This window comes from Streptomyces sp. NPDC002088, assembly GCF_040296605.1.
GTDB lineage: Bacteria > Actinomycetota > Actinomycetes > Streptomycetales > Streptomycetaceae > Streptomyces.
In genome coordinates this window covers 82,442-98,989 of the sequence record NZ_JBEOXO010000014.1, presented here as the reverse complement: position 1 = coordinate 98,989, position 16,548 = coordinate 82,442, and the positions used below count along the sequence as shown (strand labels likewise).

At 69.3% G+C, this 16,548-nt stretch carries 18 protein-coding genes; 11 read left to right on the top strand and 7 right to left on the bottom strand.

All coding sequences use genetic code 11. The features are described from left to right. Window positions 1–310: 310 nt before the first annotated feature. The 5 genes from ABT114_RS27820 to ABT114_RS27800 all read left to right on the top strand — a co-directional run bounded on the left by ABT114_RS27820 (window position 311) and on the right by ABT114_RS27800 (window position 5,766). Window positions 311–1,321: a hydroxyacid dehydrogenase gene (locus tag ABT114_RS27820; RefSeq protein WP_351145615.1), complete on the top strand. Its 1,011-nt coding sequence runs from the start codon at window positions 311–313 to the stop codon at window positions 1,319–1,321. 54 nt (window positions 1,322–1,375) lie between these two features. Beyond that, window positions 1,376–2,797, top strand: coding sequence for an N-acetylglucosamine/diacetylchitobiose ABC transporter substrate-binding protein (gene ngcE / locus ABT114_RS27815; RefSeq protein WP_351145614.1), 1,422 nt, complete (start codon window positions 1,376–1,378; stop codon window positions 2,795–2,797). Window positions 2,798–2,865: 68 nt separating this feature from the next. After that, complete coding sequence (locus ABT114_RS27810; protein WP_351145613.1) at window positions 2,866–3,774, top strand: carbohydrate ABC transporter permease; 909 nt, start codon at window positions 2,866–2,868, stop codon at window positions 3,772–3,774. Window positions 3,775–3,784: 10 nt separating this feature from the next. Then, window positions 3,785–4,648 (top strand): carbohydrate ABC transporter permease, encoded by an 864-nt coding sequence (locus ABT114_RS27805; protein ID WP_351145612.1) that lies wholly within the window; start codon window positions 3,785–3,787, stop codon window positions 4,646–4,648. Between the two features lie 47 nt (window positions 4,649–4,695). After that, window positions 4,696–5,766: a LacI family DNA-binding transcriptional regulator gene (locus tag ABT114_RS27800; protein WP_351145611.1), complete on the top strand. Its 1,071-nt coding sequence runs from the start codon at window positions 4,696–4,698 to the stop codon at window positions 5,764–5,766. Window positions 5,767–6,165: 399 nt separating this feature from the next. On the opposite strand, the gene ABT114_RS27795 is transcribed toward ABT114_RS27800, so the two are convergent. The 3 genes from ABT114_RS27795 to ABT114_RS27785 form a co-directional block, all read right to left on the bottom strand. Then, window positions 6,166–7,608 (bottom strand): nucleobase:cation symporter-2 family protein, encoded by a 1,443-nt coding sequence (locus tag ABT114_RS27795; protein ID WP_351145610.1) that lies wholly within the window; start codon window positions 7,606–7,608, stop codon window positions 6,166–6,168. Window positions 7,609–7,621: 13 nt separating this feature from the next. Beyond that, complete coding sequence (locus ABT114_RS27790; protein ID WP_351145609.1) at window positions 7,622–8,644, bottom strand: isopenicillin N synthase family dioxygenase; 1,023 nt, start codon at window positions 8,642–8,644, stop codon at window positions 7,622–7,624. 304 nt (window positions 8,645–8,948) lie between these two features. Further along, window positions 8,949–9,866, bottom strand: coding sequence for a LysR family transcriptional regulator (locus ABT114_RS27785; RefSeq protein ID WP_351145608.1), 918 nt, complete (start codon window positions 9,864–9,866; stop codon window positions 8,949–8,951). Between the two features lie 50 nt (window positions 9,867–9,916). Here ABT114_RS27785 and ABT114_RS27780 point away from each other — a divergent pair, with 50 nt between their 5' ends. Further along, entirely contained in the window at window positions 9,917–10,879 is a 963-nt protein-coding gene (locus ABT114_RS27780; protein ID WP_351145607.1) for a nitrilase-related carbon-nitrogen hydrolase, read from the top strand. A 22-nt stretch (window positions 10,880–10,901) separates the two neighbouring features. After that, a complete protein-coding gene (locus tag ABT114_RS50635) occupies window positions 10,902–11,372 on the top strand; it encodes an acyl-CoA dehydrogenase family protein (RefSeq protein WP_502988402.1) in 471 nt (156 codons plus the stop codon). Between the two features lie 7 nt (window positions 11,373–11,379). On the opposite strand, the gene ABT114_RS27770 is transcribed toward ABT114_RS50635, so the two are convergent. Next, the gene (locus ABT114_RS27770) at window positions 11,380–12,108 is read right to left on the bottom strand and encodes a TetR/AcrR family transcriptional regulator (protein WP_351145605.1); all 729 of its coding nucleotides are present in this window, start codon (window positions 12,106–12,108) and stop codon (window positions 11,380–11,382) included. Window positions 12,109–12,197: 89 nt separating this feature from the next. Here ABT114_RS27770 and ABT114_RS27765 point away from each other — a divergent pair, with 89 nt between their 5' ends. Then, window positions 12,198–13,058 carry an SDR family oxidoreductase gene (locus ABT114_RS27765; protein WP_351145604.1) on the top strand — a complete coding sequence of 287 codons (861 nt, stop codon included), beginning with the start codon at window positions 12,198–12,200 and terminating at the stop codon, window positions 13,056–13,058. Between the two features lie 78 nt (window positions 13,059–13,136). After that, window positions 13,137–13,517 (top strand): ATP-binding protein, encoded by a 381-nt coding sequence (locus ABT114_RS27760; protein ID WP_351145733.1) that lies wholly within the window; start codon window positions 13,137–13,139, stop codon window positions 13,515–13,517. A gap of 63 nt (window positions 13,518–13,580) precedes the next feature. On the opposite strand, the gene ABT114_RS27755 is transcribed toward ABT114_RS27760, so the two are convergent. The 3 genes from ABT114_RS27755 to ABT114_RS27745 all read right to left on the bottom strand — a co-directional run bounded on the left by ABT114_RS27755 (window position 13,581) and on the right by ABT114_RS27745 (window position 15,192). Beyond that, a complete protein-coding gene (locus tag ABT114_RS27755) occupies window positions 13,581–13,793 on the bottom strand; it encodes a DUF4387 family protein (RefSeq protein WP_351145603.1) in 213 nt (70 codons plus the stop codon). Then, entirely contained in the window at window positions 13,790–14,116 is a 327-nt protein-coding gene (locus ABT114_RS27750) for a transposase family protein (protein WP_351145602.1), read from the bottom strand. The genes ABT114_RS27755 and ABT114_RS27750 overlap by 4 nt, the downstream gene beginning before the upstream one ends. A 161-nt stretch (window positions 14,117–14,277) precedes the next feature. Further along, complete coding sequence (locus ABT114_RS27745; protein ID WP_351145601.1) at window positions 14,278–15,192, bottom strand: SDR family NAD(P)-dependent oxidoreductase; 915 nt, start codon at window positions 15,190–15,192, stop codon at window positions 14,278–14,280. 148 nt (window positions 15,193–15,340) lie between these two features. Between ABT114_RS27745 and ABT114_RS27740 the strand changes: the two genes are divergently transcribed. Continuing rightward, window positions 15,341–16,207, top strand: a complete 867-nt coding sequence (locus ABT114_RS27740; RefSeq protein ID WP_351145600.1) for a helix-turn-helix transcriptional regulator — start codon at window positions 15,341–15,343, stop codon at window positions 16,205–16,207. Window positions 16,208–16,273: 66 nt separating this feature from the next. Continuing rightward, window positions 16,274–16,540 (top strand): aldo/keto reductase, encoded by a 267-nt coding sequence (locus tag ABT114_RS27735; RefSeq protein WP_351145732.1) that lies wholly within the window; start codon window positions 16,274–16,276, stop codon window positions 16,538–16,540. The last annotated feature ends 8 nt before the right edge of the window (window positions 16,541–16,548 follow it).

The window sequence follows — 16,548 nt, the reverse complement described above, 5'->3', positions numbered from 1 at the left end:
CTCCGCAGCCCGTGCGGGGCGCGGTCAGGCGGACGCAGGCGTCCGCGGTGGACGGTTGTCCAGCTCCCCCCGGCAGCTGGGGCAGGTCAGTTGGCCGGGACGGTAAACCGGTTTCATCATGAGAGGCAATCTCTCCGACCATCACCGTTCCCAACTCTTAGCCGATTTTCATGGCAAAGTCGGCTCCTCACTGCCGTCTCTTGACGCAGCGTCTCGATGGCCTCTACCTTGACGACGCCCAAATATGAAACCGGTTGCACACGCAGGAGCAACCACAGGAGCAACCGCCTTTCCAAGGAGCAGTGAACCGGTGAGCCGCCGCATGACCGTCGCGATCGCGATGCAGCCTGAGGTCGCCGCACTCGCCCTCACCGAGGCGCTCGTCGCCCGGCTGGAAGAGAGCGCGGCCGTACAGCCCGACGTCATCACCGACTTCACCGATCCGGCCGCCGGAGAGCGCCTGGCGAACATCGACGTGCTCCTCACCGGCTGGGGCTGTCCCCTCGTCGACCGCGACGTCCTCGACGCCGCACCCCGGCTGCGCGCGATCGTGCACGCCGCGGGGTCGGTCAAGCACCACCTCACGCCCGAGGTCTGGGAGCGAGGAATCCTCGTTTCCTCGGCGGTTTCCGCCAACGCCTTCCCGGTCGCGCAATACACCGTCAGCGCGATCCTGCTCGCGGGCAAGCGCGCCTTCCGGCTGGCCGACGCGTACTCGCGGGGCCACTACAAGAACAAGCTCGCCGACGACACCGGCAACCACGAACGGGTCGTCGGGGTCGTCGGCGCTTCCCGGACCGGTCGTATGGTCCTGGAGCTGCTCGCCCCGCACGGCTTCCAGCTGCTGGTCAGCGACCCGACCCTGGACGCGCGCGCGGCGGCCGAGCTGCTTCCGGCCGGACAGGTGCAACTGGTCGAGCTGGACGACCTGCTGCGCCGCAGCGACGTGGTCAGCCTGCACGCTCCGGCCCTGCCCGAGACTCACCACCTGCTCGACGACCGCCGGCTCGCGCTGCTGCGTGACGGCGCCGTCCTGATCAATACCGCGCGCGGACAGCTGATCGACACCGAGGCACTGCTGCGGCACTGCGCCACCGGCCGGATCGACGCCGTCCTGGATGTCACCGACCCCGAACCCCTGCCCGCCGGCCACCCGCTGCTGGCACTGCCCAACGTCACGGTCACGCCACATGTGGCCGGGGCGATGGGCACCGAGATTCGTCGGCTCGGCGAGTTCGCCGTCGCCGAGATCGAACGCCTCGCCGCCGACCAGCCCCTGCACGGGCGTATCCACGAGGACCAGTTGGCGTTGCTGGCCTGACCCGGCCCGGCCCCATGGCACCACCGTCCCCATCGCAATCAAGGAGAGGCACCGATGAACACCCTCCCCCCGACCTTCTCACGACGGGCCCTGCTGAGATCCACAGCGGCCGCCGCTCTCGCCGTGCCCGCCGCCGGCCTGCTGGCCGCGTGCGCCGGCTCCAGCGGCGACAGCGGCACCGCGGCTGAAGGCAAGGTCACCGCCGCCAACCCGTTCGGCGTCGCCGAGGGCGCCGCGCTGGACGTCGTCGTCTTCAAGGGCGGCTACAGCGACGACTACGCCAAGTTCGACGAGAAGCTGTACGCCAAGAAGTTCCCGAAGGCGAAGGTCAGCCACTCCGGCATCACCGAGATCGGGACCGAACTGCAGCCGCGGTTCGTCGCCGGCGACCCGCCGGACGTCGTCGACAACAGTGGTGCCAAGAAGATGGTGTTGGGCACGCTGGTCGCCGACGGCCAGCTGGCCAACCTGTCCGACCTGCTGAAGGCCCCCTCTGCCGACGACCCGGACACCACGGTCGAGGACACCCTCCTGTCGGGCGCGCTGGACCCCGCCACGTTCGACGGCAAGGTGATGGGTCTTCCGTACGTCTTCACCGTCAGCGGCTTCTGGTACTCCAAGACACTGTTCGACAAGCACGGGTGGACCTGGCCGACCACCTGGGACGGCCTTACCTCGCTGGCCGCCAAGATCAAGAAGGCGGGCATCGCACCGTTCGCGTACGGCGGCACGACGGCACCCGACTACTTCTTCAGCCCGCTGATGGCGCTCGCGGCAAAGCAGGGCGGGGTCGACGTGATCAAGGCGATCGACAATCTGGAAGCCAAGGCGTGGCAGGCCGAGCCGGTGAAGGCCGCCGCCGAGGCGATCGCCGCACTGGCCTCGTCCGGGTACTTCCTCAAGGGCAGCGAGGGACTGGACCACACTCAGGCACAGACCGCGTGGGTGCAGGGCAAGGCCGCGCTGTACCACTCCGGATCGTTCATCGAGAACGAGATGAAGGCGATCACCCCGGACGGGTTCGACATGGTCTTCGGCGCGGTACCCCCGCTCTCGACGACCGGCAGCCTGCCGCAGACCGCGCTGCACGCCGTCGCCGGGGAGATCTACGTCGTCCCCGCCAAGGCCAAGAACGTCCGTGGCGGCAAGGAGTACCTGCGGACGATGCTCTCCAAGGAGGCGGCGGTCAACTTCACGAAGACGACCCATGCCCTCACTGTCGTCAAGGGGGCAACGGGCGAGGAGGACTTCGGTTCCATCGCACTGGGATCGGTGACGAAGGCCATCGACGCGGCCGGGGACGACCTGTTCTCCTACCTGTTCCCCAGTTGGTACGCCGACCTGGCCACCACGTTGAAGACCGAGATAGCCAACCTGCTCGCCGGGCGCACCGACGCGGCCGTCTTCCTCTCCAAGATGCAGGCCAAGGCCGACGCCGTCGCCGCCGACTCCTCCATCACGAAGTTCAAGCGCTAGCCGGATCCGGTCTGCCGCCCCCACGAGGTTGGGCGGCAGATCCCGTCTCCCTACTTCCGGAGTCGTTCGTGAACCACGGAAAAACCCGCATCATCCTTCTCTTCCTGGCACTGCCGCTCACCCTGTACGCGGTACTGGTGGTCTCCCCCTACGCGCAGGCGTTCCAGATCTCGCTGACCAGCTGGTCGGGGTTCACCGCAGACAAGCCCTTCGTCGGGTTCGACAACTTCCAGCGCCTGCTTCAGGACCCGGAATTCTGGCGGGCCTTGGCTCACAACGGGCTGCTTCTGCTGGTGGTGCCGCTGGTCACGATCGCGCTCGGACTGTTCTTCGCCGCCATGCTCAACGTCGGCGGCTCGGGGGGCAAGGTGGCGGGAGTCCGCGGCTCGGCCTTCTACCGCCGCGTCTACTTCCTTCCGCACATCCTCCCCGTGGTGATCACGGCGGTTCTCTGGCAGTTCATCTACAACCCTCAGATCGGGCTGCTCAACGGAGGGCTGGAGGCGCTCGGGCTGGGCGGGCTGGCGCACTCCTGGCTCGGCGACCCGACCGTCGCGCTGTGGGCGCTGATCGGCGTGCTGGTCTGGGCCGGCGTCGGGTTCTACGTCGTGCTGTTCAGCGCCGCGATGCAGTCCATTCCCAAGGACATCTTCGAGGCCGCCGAACTGGACGGCGCCGGACGGTTCCAGACGCTGACCCGCATCACCCTGCCGCTGCTGCGGGAGACCGTCCAGGTCGCCTGGATATATCTGGGCATCCACGCACTCGACGCGTTCGCGCTGTTCATGGTTCTCGCCCCCTCCGGCGGACCGGACAACTCCACCATGGCGCTGTCCCAGTACCTCTACCTGTCCGCGTTCCAGAAAGGCAACTTCGGCTACGCCACCGCGATCGGTGTGCTGCTGAGCCTGCTGAGCCTGCTGATGACGGCGCTCACCTTCGGCACCTCCCGCAAGAAGACCACGATCGAGTTCTGAGGCCAACCCGATGACGACTTCGCCGACTTCGCCCCACCGCACCCGCCCCGGCGCTCCCCTGGCCACCGGCGTGACCCACGCTCTGCTCGCCGTCTGGGCCCTGCTGTCCACCGTGCCTCTGCTGTGGGCCTTGATCGGCGCCTTCAAGGACAACAGCGAGCTGTTCGGCAACCCGTGGCAGCTCCCCAGCACCTGGCACGCCGACAACTTCGCCCGGGCCTGGTCCAAGGCGAGCATCGGCGACTTCTTCGTCAACACCCTCATCGTCGTGTTCGGCGCGCTGATCCTCACGATGATCCTGGGTTCGATGGTCGCCTACGTGCTGGCCCGGTTCACCTTCCCCGGATCCCGGCTGATCTATTACACGTTCATCGCCGGCATGGCCTTCCCCGTCGTCCTCGCCCTCGTCCCGCTCTTCTTCATCGTCAAGGACCTCGGCCTGCTCGGCAGTTACCAGGGCCTGATCCTGGTCTACACGGCGTACGCGCTGCCGTTCACCGTCTTCTTCTTGACCAGTTTCTTCCGCACCCTGCCCACGGCCGTCGCCGAGGCCGCCCTCATCGACGGCGCCTCGCAGGAGGCCATATTCTTTCGAGTCATGCTGCCCATGGCCAAGCCCGGTCTGCTGTCGGTCGGCATCTTCAACTTCCTCGGCATGTGGAACCAGTACCTGCTGCCCGTCGCACTCAACACCGACCGCGACAAGTACGTCCTGTCCCAGGGCCTGGCGAGCCTGTCCAGCCAGCAGGGCTACGAGGCGGACTGGAGTGCCCTGTTCGCCGGACTCGTCATCGCGGCTGTCCCCGTGATCGCCCTCTATCTGATGCTCCAGCGGCGCATCCAGGCCGGCCTCACCGTGGGGATGCTCAAGTGAGCCCGTTGTCTCCAGAGGAAACAGACAGGCAACCGTATACTTCAGATATGCACGACAGCCAGGACGCGGCTCCGCGTGCCGCCACAATCCGCGATGTCGCCACTCGAGCCGGCGTCTCCCCAGCGACCGTCTCCCGGGTTCTGACTGGCAACCGCCCGGTCTCCCCCACGGCTCAGGCCCGCGTGCAGCGGGCCATCAGAGATCTCGACTACGTGGTCAACGCCCAGGCGCGCGCCTTGTCGGCACCGCACTCACGCACCGTGGCGATCCTGTTGCCGTCGCTGTCCTGGCAGTTCCACAACCGGGTCGCCGGCGGCATCGAAGAGCAGGCCATCAACGAGAACCGGCTCTGCATCGTCTGTTCCACCAGGAGCGACCCGGACCGGGAGATGGCGCTGCTGGAGACACTGCGCCAGCACAGCACCGAGGCGGTCGTGCTCATCGGCGGAACGTTCGTCACGCCCCACTACGCCGAGCGCATCTCCCGCTTCGCCCGCGTCCTCGACGCCAGCGGCTCCCGGCTGGTGCTCTGCGGTCGCCCCGCCCCCGCGCCCGACCTGCCGATCACGGTCGTGGACTACGACAACGAAGGCGGCGCCCACGCCGCCGTCAGCCACCTGCTGTCCCTCGGCCACCGGCGCATCGCCCTCCTCGGCGGCCTCCATGACCACACCACGACCAACTTGCGCATCGCCGGATACCGCCGCGCGCATGAGGACTACGGCATCACCCCGGATCCGGGGCTCCTCTACATCGGACGGGCCGACCGGCCGTTCGGTTATGAGACCGTGCGCGCCCACCTGGCCGCCGGGCCACTGCCGTACACCGCGGTGTTCTGCTTCGACGACTACCTCGCTGCCGGCGCGATGGCCGCCGCCCGCGAGGCCGGCCTGTCCATTCCGGACGACCTGTCGCTCATCGGCTACAACGACGAGCCGATCTGCGCCGACCTCTACCCACCGCTGAATTCCGTGCACGTGCCCTTCGATGAACTGGGCCGCACCGCGGTGCGGATGGCGCTGCACCGCGACGACCCGTTGTACTCCGCCCAGAGCGTCATGCTCGGCACGCACCTGGTCATGCGTCAGAGCGCGCGCTCCATCAATGCGAGACCGTAGGTACGCGGCGGTTAAGGGACGCCTAGGCGGACACTCCCACCGATCCTCCAAAGATCCCCAGCGCGCTCGGTGGCAGGGGCCTGAGTCCCCGTACTCAGGCGGGCGGCGGCAGCCGCAGTCGACGATAGCTGCTCGAACATCTTGGTCGGCCACTCCAGCAGGTCCGACTCGTGGCGATGCCTGCGCGCTGCCCGATCCGCCGGACGTCGAGAGCCTGAACGACCTCGCGGCCTTGGCCTTGGCCTTGGCCTTGCCCTTGCCCTTGCCCTTGCCCTTGCCCTTGCCCTTGCCCTTGCCGAAAACCTCATCCGCGCAGCTCACGCGGCACATTGGTACTCGTGGAGGATGCCGCCGAGGCGTTCGCGTCTTCGTATGTCGAGGCAGGCGATCCGCCCCGGATCAGCGATCGGCACGGGCAGGATGCGCAGCGGAATATTCCGCCGGAGTGGTGGACGTCGGCCGAGTCTGCTTCTCTGCCTCTGCCTGCGCCTCTGCCCCTGCCCCTGCCCCTGCCCCTGCCCCTGCCTGCGCCTCTGCCTCGTCGTCCGCCGTGCGTGCCGGGCGGGTCCGGTTGAAGGCCAGGTTCAGCCCGAACGCGATCAGGGTCGCGCTCGTCACCGGTGAGCCCAGCACGATGCGCACGCCGTCTGGGAAACGGGAGTAGAGGTCCGGTGCCACGTCGGGCGCCATGCCCACGCCGATCGACACGGCGACGATCAGCAGGTTGTGCGTTCCCTCGAACTCGACCTTGCGCAGTGTGCTGATGCCGACGGCGGCGACCGTGGCGAACATGACCAGTCCCGCCGCGCCCACGACCGGTCCGGGCAGCCCGGCCACCACCGCCCCCAGCTTGGGAACCAGGCCCAGGGCGACCAGGATGGCGCCCGCGACGGTGGCCACATGACGGCTGCGCACCCGGGTCATCGACACCAGGCCCACGTTCTGGGCGAAGACGGTGTCGAGGAAGGCGTTCATCACTCCGCCGAGCACCCCGGACAGTCCGTCAGCGGCCAGCCCGCGCGCCATGTCCCCGGTCGTCAACTCCTTGCCGGTGAGTTCGGCGACCGCGATCAGGTCCGCGGTCGACTCGGCGAACAGAACCAGCATCACGACACACATGGAGATGACCGCGACGGGCGGGAACTCGGGCGCGCCGAAGTGGAACGGAGTGCTCACCCCGATCCAGTCGGCGCCACGGGCGGCGGACAGGTCCACCAGACCCAGCGGTACCGCGACCGCGGTACCGGCCAGCAGCCCGAGCAGGACGCCGGTCTGGGCCACAAAGCCCCGGCCGAACCTCGCCACCAGCAGGATCACGATGACGACGAAGGCGGCGAGGGCGAGGCGCGACGGCGCCGCGTAGTCCGCCGCCTTGGGGTCGCTGCCGACGACAAGGTTGACGCCGACACCGATCAGCGCCAGGCCGACCACGGTGATCACCACACCGCTCACCAGCGGCGGGAAGAAGCGCGCTGCCTTGGCGAACGGCCAGGCGGCGAGCAGGCCGAAGATCCCGGCAGCGATCATCGAGCCGTATACGGCCTGGAGCCCGTACTCACCGGCGATCAGGATCATCGGCGCCACGGCGGTGAAGGCCGCGCCGGCCATCACCGGCATGCGGACGCCGAGCACCCGCCCGACGCCCGCGCCCTGGATCATCGTGACGACGCCCGCGACCAGCAGGTCCGCGTTGATGAGCAGAGCGATGGTCGAGGCATCGAGCCCGGCGGCCGCACCGAAGACGAGCGGCACCGTGACACAGCCCGTGTACATCACCAGAACGTGCTGGAGACCCAGCACCGCGAGCCGCCCGAACGGCGCCCGCTTCTTCGCGGACATCATCACAACAGCACCTCTATCGTGCGAAGTTGGCGGCGATGCGCTGCTGGATGTACTGCTCCGCCGTGATCGGCGGATACCGGCCGTCCGGCCCCTCGATCACCACGTCACGGTCGGCCTGGGCGAAGAAGGCGATGCTGTAGCGGGCGCCCCGGTCCTCGCCGGGGCCCGGGGACTTGACCCGGTGGAAGTTGGACGGAAGCCGGTCGTCGCTCCACCGCATCAGCATGTCGCCGATGTTGCAGGTGATGGTGTCGGCCGAGGGCACCACGGAAGTCCATTCCTGGGCCTCGGCCTCCTTTCCCGGGCACACCTGCAGCCCGCCCTGCCCGTCCCGCTGGAAGAGCAGCGTCAGGCAGTCGAAGTCGGTGTGCGCACCGGCCCGCCACAGGTTCGGGTCGGGCTCGGCGTCCTCGGGGATCGCGAAGTAGTGCAGCATCCGCAGGGTGGACTGGTAGTTCATGCTCCGAGGGTCGTGGGCGCGGGTGAAGAAGTCGCCGGCGAAGCCCAGCTTGTCGGCGAAGCATGACAGGACCCGCATGGCCACCTCGCGGCAACGCGTCTCGAAGTCGAGGGCGCGCAGGCGGAATTCGGGCAGGACGTCGTCTGGCCAGAGTCCCTCCATGTGAGGGCGGGTGACCTGGTACGACTCCTTCTGGTCCGGTATCCCGACGGACGGCCTGACCTGGGTCATGGCCTCCCACCCGGAGTTGAGGCCCGTCTTCAGCCCGTGCCGGGCCTTGTAGGCCTCGGGCAGCGCGAAAAACCCCTCGGCGTTCGTGAACGCCTCGTCCACCAGGTCCTGTTCGATGCCGTGGTTGACCAGCTGGAAAAACCCGATGTCCGTGGCCGCCGCCCACAGCTCCTCGGTGATCTCGGCCTTGCGGGCCTCGAAGTCGGAGAGGTCGATGCGGCGGATCTCCCGCGCCGTGGTCTCGGTTCCGGCCCCGCCCATGCGGGTTTCCTTGTCGAGTTCGGCGAGGCCGTACGTCGATCGAGGCATCATGTGCGGCACGGCACGCGTCGTGATGTCAGTCATCGCGGCAAGTACTCCTGAGTACGTCGGAGTGGTGTTCTCCGAAGTCCTACGAGGTGCAGTCACCGCCCCTGCACCCCCACCGCGTACACACAGAGGTCCGCGGGCACGGTCGACCTCGGACCCGTCCGTGGGCCCGGCGCCGTGGGCTGGCATACGCCCCGTCGACAGGGGCCATGCGCGATGAAGTCAGCCTGGCGGCACCGTGTTTCGTCCGGGAACCGGTTCTGTTACAGGTCCACCAGGAACGCCTCGGAAAGGCGCGCACTGCGCCAGGCAACGGCCGGGGTTCCCGTCGGGCCCGTGTCTACGGCCGCACAGCGCGCTCAGCGACCAGGTGGCGGAGCCAGACGTGAGCAGGGTCGTCGGTCGCAGTGGCATGCCAGATCGAGCTGACGGTGTACTCGGGCATGGGCAGGGGCGGTGCGGTGGCCGTCAGGCCCAGGGTGTCGGCGTAGACGGTGGCCGCGTGGGTGGGCAGGGTGGCCAAGGCGGGCAGTGTCGCGAGCTGGAGCGCAGCTCCGGCGAAGTGGGTGGTGGAGGCGATCACCCGGCGGTCGAGTCCGCGTGCTTCCAGGAGGTCGTCGACGATGCCGCGCCGACCGTCGTAGGAAATGAGCAGGTGAGGGTGGGCCAGGTAGTCGTCCAGGCCGATCGGGGTCCGCAGCGGCAGGAGCCGGGGGTTGAACAGGCAGGTGTAGCCGGAGGTGAACAGGTCCTGGCTGCGGTGGTTGGTGCCGTGTGCGGGGGCGGCGGCCACGCCGAGGTCGACCTCGCCGCGGTCGAGCATGTCGGCGACGGTGTTGCGGTTGGCCTGCCGTACGGCTAGCCGGATACCCGGCAGACCGGCCGTCGCAGTCAGCAGGCGGGGCAGTAGAGCGGCCTCCAGGTCGTCGGACATGCCCAGGGTGAAGGTGCGCCGGGTGGTGGCCGCATCGAAGCGGTCCCGGTCGGTCACGGCGCCGTGGATCAGCCCGAGGGCCGGTTCGATGCGGCGGGCCAGTTCGACGGCGCGCGGCGTGGGCTCGATGCCGGTGCGCGTGCGGGTGAACAGCTCGTCGTCGAAGAGCCTGCGCAGCCGGCCGAGGGCGGCACTGGCCGCACCCTGGCTCAGATGCAGGGCGGTGGCGGCCCGGGTGACGCTGCGCTCGCGCATCAGGGCGGCGAAGACCACCAGCAGATTCAGGTCCGCCTTCCTGAATTCGGTTTCATAAATGTCGATCATTGTATGAATTAGTTTGCCCGATGAGATTGAGGGTTCCTAGTCTCGTTGGCATGACCTCCACCTCCCCTGGCCCCCGCCGCACCGTGACCGTCGCCGTCGTCCAGGCGGCCGCTCCCCTGTTCGACACGCCGACTGCGCTGGCTCGCGCCGAGGAAGTGATCCGCGAGGCCGCCGTCGACCACGGCGCCGAGGTGGTCGTGCTCCCCGAGGCGTTCCTGGGTGGTTATCCCAAGGGACTGGACTTCGACATCACGGTCGGCAGCCGCACGCCGGCCGGCCGCGAGCTGTTCCGCCGGTACCACGCCGCCGCCATCGAGATCCCCGGTTCAGAGGTCGAGTCCCTGGCCGCTGTCACCCGGGACCTCGGATGCCACGCCGTGGTCGGCGCGGTCGAACGCCAGGGCGGCACGCTGTACTGCGTGGCGCTCTTCTTCGGCCCCGACGGCTACCTGGGCCTGCACCGCAAGCTGATGCCCACCGCCGCCGAGCGCTACCTGTGGGGCCAGGGCGACGGCTCCACCCTCCCTGTCATCGACACCGGTACCGCCCGCATCGGCGCGGGCATCTGCTGGGAGAACTACATGCCGCTCTTCCGCACCGCGATGTACGCCAAGGGTGTCGATCTGTGGTGCGCACCGACCGTGGACGATCGCGACGTCTGGGGGGCCACCATGCGGCACATCGCCCTGGAGGGCCGCTGCTTCGTCCTCAGCGCCAACCAGTACCTGCGCCGCGACGCCCTGCCGGCCGACCTCCACCCCATCCAGGGCGACCAACCCGACACGGTCCTGATCGGCGGCGGCTCCGTCATCGTTTCCCCGCTCGGTGAGGTCCTGGCCGGGCCGCTGCGCGACGGCGAGGGCATCCTGACCGCCGAACTCGACCTCGACGACCTCACTCGCGCCCGCTTCGACTTCGACCCCACCGGCCACTACGCCCGCCCCGACGTCTTCACCCTCCACGTCGACGAGTCCTCTCGTACCACCGTCACCAGCAGCCCACAGAATCCCTGACTCAGAAGACCAGGGCAGGTGAGTGTCGTCAGCGGGCCCGCGTTCCGCCGGCCGCCGCAGCAGACCGGCCCGCTGCGAAGGGTCTTTTGCCGTCTCAGCCCCTGCTACCGGGGTTCTCGTCCACCTTCTGCGCCGACTGCCGGTTGCCGCCCCTCGAACCCGTTCGCCCAGTACCGTCCCCTCAGCGACAGGTCGAGGACCATACACCCGCTCCGTTCTCGAACCCGTCTGGAAACGCAGCCGCGAGCTCGGCTTCTACGGCATCCACCTGCCCGTGGAGCAGGGCGGTCAGGGCCTGACCTTCAGCGAACTCGCCGCCCTGAAGGAGGAAGTGGGCGCCTCCGGCCGGGTGCTGCAGCACAGTGTGCTCGGCGAGATGGGCGGGCCGCTGCGGGCCGACTCCATCCTGTGGTCGCCCACTGCCTCACCTCGTGGACGCTGCTTCATCACACGATCTCTCCTCGGGAGGTTCAACCTGCACGAGGGCGCCTGACGCGCGATCAGGCATGCGGTGCGCCACCGTCCGGCGCCAGGCGCGTGAGCCACTCACGCAGCAGGCGCTGCTCGGCGTCGCTCAGGACATCGGCGTCGTCGGGGAGGGCGGCGCGCAGCGCGCGGGCCGCCGCGGCGGGACCGGACTCCGCGGCGGGGACCGCCGGCTCGGCGCGAGTGACGGCCGCGACCATGGATTCGCGCAGGACGGTCAACAGCGCCGGATTGCGGCGGTCCGCGGGGGTGGAGTGCCAGGTGATGACCGCGCCCCGGCCGGTTGCCTGGATGATCTGGGCGGCCAGCTCCTCGTCGACCCGCAGCCACCCCCCGGCCGCCAGCCGACGCACCCGCCCATGGAGGATCTCCAAGCCCGCGCGGTGTGCTGCGTCCGATCCCCGGCCGATGGCCCGGTTCATCACGGCGAACAACTCGGGGCGGGAGACCCCGAACTCGACCACCATGTCCCAGCCGCGGCGCAGCTCCTCCACCGGGTCCTGTGGGGCGGGGTCGAGCTGCGCGCGCTTGCTCTCCAGGAACTGCGCGTAGCCGTGCTCGGCGACGGCCTCAAGGAGCCCCTCCTTGTCGCCGAAGAGGCGGTAGATCGCCGGCGGCTGCATTCCGGCCGCGGCGGCGACCGCGCGGGTGCTCACCGCGTCAGGGCCACCGTTCTCCAGCAGCTCGACGGCTGCCTCGACGATGCGGCGCCGAGGGCTGTCGGTTGAATCGCGCGTAGCCATGAACCGATGATACCGAGGATCTGGTTCCACCGGAATTTCCAGTGTTACCTTTGAAATGATTCCACCGGAAACACCGTCGGGAGACCCCAATGATCATCGTTACCGGAGCCACCGGAAAGCTCGGCCGCCGCACCGTCGAGCGCCTCCTGGAGCGCGTCCCCGCCGACCGCGTCGGCGTCAGCGTCCGCGACCCCCGCAAGGCCCAGGACCTCGCCGGCCGCGGCGTCCGCGTCCGGCAGGGCAGCTTCGACGACCCCGCCTCGCTCGTGCACTCCTTCGAGGGCGCCGAGCAACTGCTCCTCGTCTCCCTCGACCGCACCGGCCAGGAGTGCGTCAGCGGCCACCGCGCCGCCATCGACGCCGCCGTGCAGGCCGGCGTCGGCCGCATCCTCTACACCAGCCAGATGGGCGCCGCCCACGACGCCCGCTTCCAGGCATGCCGCGACCACGCCCAGACCGAGGACCTGCTCCGCGCCACCGGCCTGCCCTGGACCGCGCTGCGCAACGGCTTCTACGCCTCCAGCGCCCTGCAGTTTCTGGAGTCCACCCGCCACACCGGCGACATCGCCCTCCCCGCCGACGGCCCCGTCGCCTGGACCGGCCACGACGACCTCGCCGAGGCCACCGCGGTGATCCTCGCCGAGGAGGCCCGCTTCGAGGGGCCCACCCCGCCACTCACCGGCCCGGCGGCGCTCGACTTCGACACCGCCGCCGAGATCGCGTCCCAGACCACCGGACGGCCCATCACCCGCACCATCGTCCCCGACGACGCCTTCCGCGAGCAGGTCCTGGCGCACGGCGCCCCGGCCCCGATCGCCGACCTGATACTGAGCATCTTCGCCGCGGCGCGGAATGGCGAGTTCACCGCTGTCAACTCGACGCTGGCCGAGCTGATCGGGCGAGAGCCCGCCACTTTCCGCACACAGCTGGAGCGTGCCTGGGCCGAATAGATCCAGTGGGGCGCGCAGACGACCCCGGCCTGACTCGCCGCCCACAACGGCTCCCCCCTCTGTCGTCCGAGGCCGTCGATCACCAGATCGGCGACCTCGGGCACAAAGCCAGGCTCCGCATCAGATTCCGCACCATCCCGGAGGTTTTCCGCGCAGCTGACCGCGTGGGGTCTCAACGATGTCGGATTCGCGGCGGAGCTGGTCGTCAGCGAACTCGTCACCAACGCGATCCGCTACGGCGGTCCCCCGGTCAGCCTCAGGCTCTTGTGGGATCGGCGGCGGATGCCGATCTGCGAGGTCACCGACGGCGGCCACACCTCACCGCACCTGCGCCGCGCCGATCTGGACGACGAGGGAGGTCGCGGCCTCTTCCTCGTCGCCCAGCTCACGGACCGCTGGGGCACCCGCTCCAGCCGGCACGGCGAAGCCATCTGGACCGAGATCCCGCTCGGACCATAGCCCTTTGTGCCGGTGGCGCGCTCGGGAGACCACCCTTGCCCCAGCACCGGCCGCCCGCTCGCACTACGGCGTGGGCAGCACCACCGTCAGCAGCGGGCCGTGTTGCTGGGCGCCGTAGACGTCGGTGTCGCCGACGTTGCCGGAAGCCAGCGGGCGCCGCAGGTTGACCTTCACGGCCTTGGCCGGGTCGTAGAAGATCGGCTCGCCGACGTCGTCCGGCGAGAGGTGGTAGAGGTCGGCGATCAGGGCACGGTTGATCGCACGCTCGCGCTTCACCAGGCCAAGCGGGCCAGGAGCCGAACCAGCGTGGAGGCGTTCGGTGTGCCGGCAGTCAGCCCGAGCCGTTCCCGCAGGTCGCAGTTGGTATCAGCGGTGAAGCGGGCGATAGCGGCCAGGGACGTGGCTCCGCCGAGGACGGCGACCAGGCACAGTGCGAGCAGGGAGCCCAGGCGGTAGGGGCGGCCTCGGGCGCGGCGGGGATCGGGTATCCGGCCCAGCACGTCCGCCAGGCAGGTGAGCTGCGGCAGTTCCGGATCCGGGCGGGTGGAGTCGATGTCTGCGCAGTGGCGCCGCAGGACACCGATCACGGAGGATGACACGCGAACGCAACCCCTGTTCATGATCAAGGCTTCGACAGCCTTGATCATCAGGAGTCGTGTTCACCGCTGCCAGTCGGGCCGTTCGGTCACTGCTCGATCTATCGGGGAGATCGGGGAGAACCGCTCATCACGTCACCTGAGAGCGCATCCGTCCTCGCTGATCATGCCGCGGTGAACCGTTCGGCGGCATCCCAGAGTTCTCCTTCGCGCCGTGGGTCGTAGGACTCCTCCGACGAGCGGTCCACACGGCTGCGGTCGACGTAGGAACCGGTCGGCGCCTGGGTCGTGCCGAGGACGGCATCGGCGAGGTAGCGTCCCGCGGCGTTGCGTCTGGTGGCGAACGGGGTGAGGGTCATCATCGGCAGGATGCGCCGCATCGCGAAGCGGGAGACGGGGTCGGCGTTGCGGGCGAGGTCGGTGCCGGGGACGAAGCCCGGGTTGTAGGCGACAGCGTCGATTCCGGCCGGCAGGCGGCGCGCGTACTCGTGCACGAGGTAGATGGCGGCCAGCTTGCTCGTCGAGTACGCAGTGCGCCCGGCGACCGCGGTGTCCGGCTTGGGGAAGGCGCAAGCGCGGGCGAGGACGTCCGGCGACTTCCAGGCCGGGCCGGGCACCATGCCCATGTTGTGCTTGAAGTCGCCGAAGTGGGTGTCACTGACGGTGATCACGATCCGGGCGGGAGCGGCGAAGCGGTCCTGGAGCAGGCGGACGATCAGGTGGTTGGCGAGCACGTTGACCGTGAAGGTGGACTCGAACCCGTCGGGTCCCTCGGTGAGCGCGTTGGTGTATTGCATGCCCGCGTTGCCCACGAAGCCGCGCAGCGGCGGCAGGTCACCGTGATCGAGCCGGTCGCGGATCTCGGTGGCGGCCGAGCGGACGCTGTCCAGCGAGCCGAGGTCTGCCGAGACGTGCGAGACCGTGTGCCCGCCCGTAGTGAGTTCCGCTGCGAGCTGTGTGCCGGAGGATCCGCGGGCGACGACGAGGAGGTGCACGTCCGGCGACCGGCGCAGGATGTGCTCCGCGGCGACGCGGCCGATCCCGCGGCTCGCGCCCGTCATCACGATGGTGTGCTTCATGAAAGGCTCCTTCACTGCTTCGCCGATGGCGCCCGGCTCGGGCACATGTCCACGTTCGCCGCGTACGCCACCGCCAACCAGTGCCGTCCGCGTCACTAGGACCGGCAGTACCCAGGCTCATCTCTCGCCGCGCGGCGAGAATGCACCCATGGCTTCCTCCCGCTCCGATTTCGCCGCACTCCTGCGCGCCTGGCGCGACCGCCTCTCCCCGACCGACGCCGGCTTCACCGTGACGGACGGCCGTCGTGCCCCGGGACTGCGCCGCGAGGAGCTGGCTCAGCTGGCCGGGCTTTCCGTCGACTACGTCCTGCGCTTGGAACAGGGACGCGCGAAGCACCCCTCGGCCCAGGTCGTCGGTGCCCTCGCCCGGGCCCTTCAGCTCTCCCGCGCCGAGCGCGACCAGTTGTACCGAAGCGCCGGGCTCCTGCCGCCGCAGGACGGGACGGTCAGCACCCATGTGCCCGCGGGAATCCAACGGCTCGCCGCGCGCCTCGGCGACGTTCCGATCGGCGTGTTCACCGCCGACTGGACCCTGGTGTGGTGGAACACCCTGTGGAGTGCCCTGCACGGTGATCCCGCCGTCCTCCCGACCGTCGAACGCAACCTCGCCCGTGCGCTTTTCGGCAACGGCGCCGCACACGTCTCGATGCGTCCCGTCCGGTCCGAGCGTGGACCAGACGCCTTCATGGCGTCGATCGTCGCCGACCTCAAGGACGCCGTGTCCCGCTATCCCGCGGACGCCCAGCTCGATCGTCTCGTGCAGGAACTCCGAGAAACATCCGACGCCTTCGCTCATCACTGGGTCAGGCAGACGGCCGCCGCTCAGCACACGACTGACCGCAAGACGATCCGGCATCCGGAGATCGGCGACATCCTGCTCGACTGCGACGTCCTCATCGTCCCCGGCGCCGACCTGCGCATGGTCACCTACACGGCAGCGACCGGAAGCAGCGACGCGGGGAAACTGGACCTTCTTCGCGTCACAGGTGGCCATACCGCCACCGCGTTCCCCTGACCGGCGGCTGCTGGGCGGTTTCACAAAGCCGACCAGGGCGAACCTCACCGCTGCCGCCAGCCAACTATCGGTCACGGCCCGAGCACACGCTCGACCTGCTTCGTCTCGCGGCTCGACGCGGTCGCCGCCATCGCCACGGAGCGCGGCGTCAGCCGCGCCCAGGTGGCGCTGGCCTGGGTGATGCACAAGCCGGCGGTAACCGCGCCGATCGTCGGCACCACCAAGCCGCACCACCTCACCGACGCCGTCGCCGCCACCGAGCCCAAGCTCAGCGCCGAAGAGCTGACCCGACTGGAGAAGCACTACACCACACGCCCCGCCTCCGGCTTCTGACCCGCGCC

What these genes read in the sequence shown, in the direction of transcription:
- ABT114_RS27740 (WP_351145600.1), top strand. Translation starts at nt 15,341, where the DNA reads ATGGCTTCCTCCCGCTCCGATTTCGCCGCACTCCTGCGCGCCTGGCGC.
- ngcE (WP_351145614.1), top strand. Translation starts at nt 1,376, where the DNA reads ATGAACACCCTCCCCCCGACCTTCTCACGACGGGCCCTGCTGAGATCC.
- ABT114_RS27800 (WP_351145611.1), top strand. Translation starts at nt 4,696, where the DNA reads ATGCACGACAGCCAGGACGCGGCTCCGCGTGCCGCCACAATCCGCGAT.
- ABT114_RS27790 (WP_351145609.1), bottom strand. Translation starts at nt 8,644, where the DNA reads ATGACTGACATCACGACGCGTGCCGTGCCGCACATGATGCCTCGATCG.
- ABT114_RS27795 (WP_351145610.1), bottom strand. Translation starts at nt 7,608, where the DNA reads ATGATGTCCGCGAAGAAGCGGGCGCCGTTCGGGCGGCTCGCGGTGCTG.
- ABT114_RS27780 (WP_351145607.1), top strand. Translation starts at nt 9,917, where the DNA reads ATGACCTCCACCTCCCCTGGCCCCCGCCGCACCGTGACCGTCGCCGTC.
- ABT114_RS27765 (WP_351145604.1), top strand. Translation starts at nt 12,198, where the DNA reads ATGATCATCGTTACCGGAGCCACCGGAAAGCTCGGCCGCCGCACCGTC.
- ABT114_RS27770 (WP_351145605.1), bottom strand. Translation starts at nt 12,108, where the DNA reads ATGGCTACGCGCGATTCAACCGACAGCCCTCGGCGCCGCATCGTCGAG.
- ABT114_RS27785 (WP_351145608.1), bottom strand. Translation starts at nt 9,866, where the DNA reads ATGATCGACATTTATGAAACCGAATTCAGGAAGGCGGACCTGAATCTG.
- ABT114_RS27745 (WP_351145601.1), bottom strand. Translation starts at nt 15,192, where the DNA reads ATGAAGCACACCATCGTGATGACGGGCGCGAGCCGCGGGATCGGCCGC.
- ABT114_RS27805 (WP_351145612.1), top strand. Translation starts at nt 3,785, where the DNA reads ATGACGACTTCGCCGACTTCGCCCCACCGCACCCGCCCCGGCGCTCCC.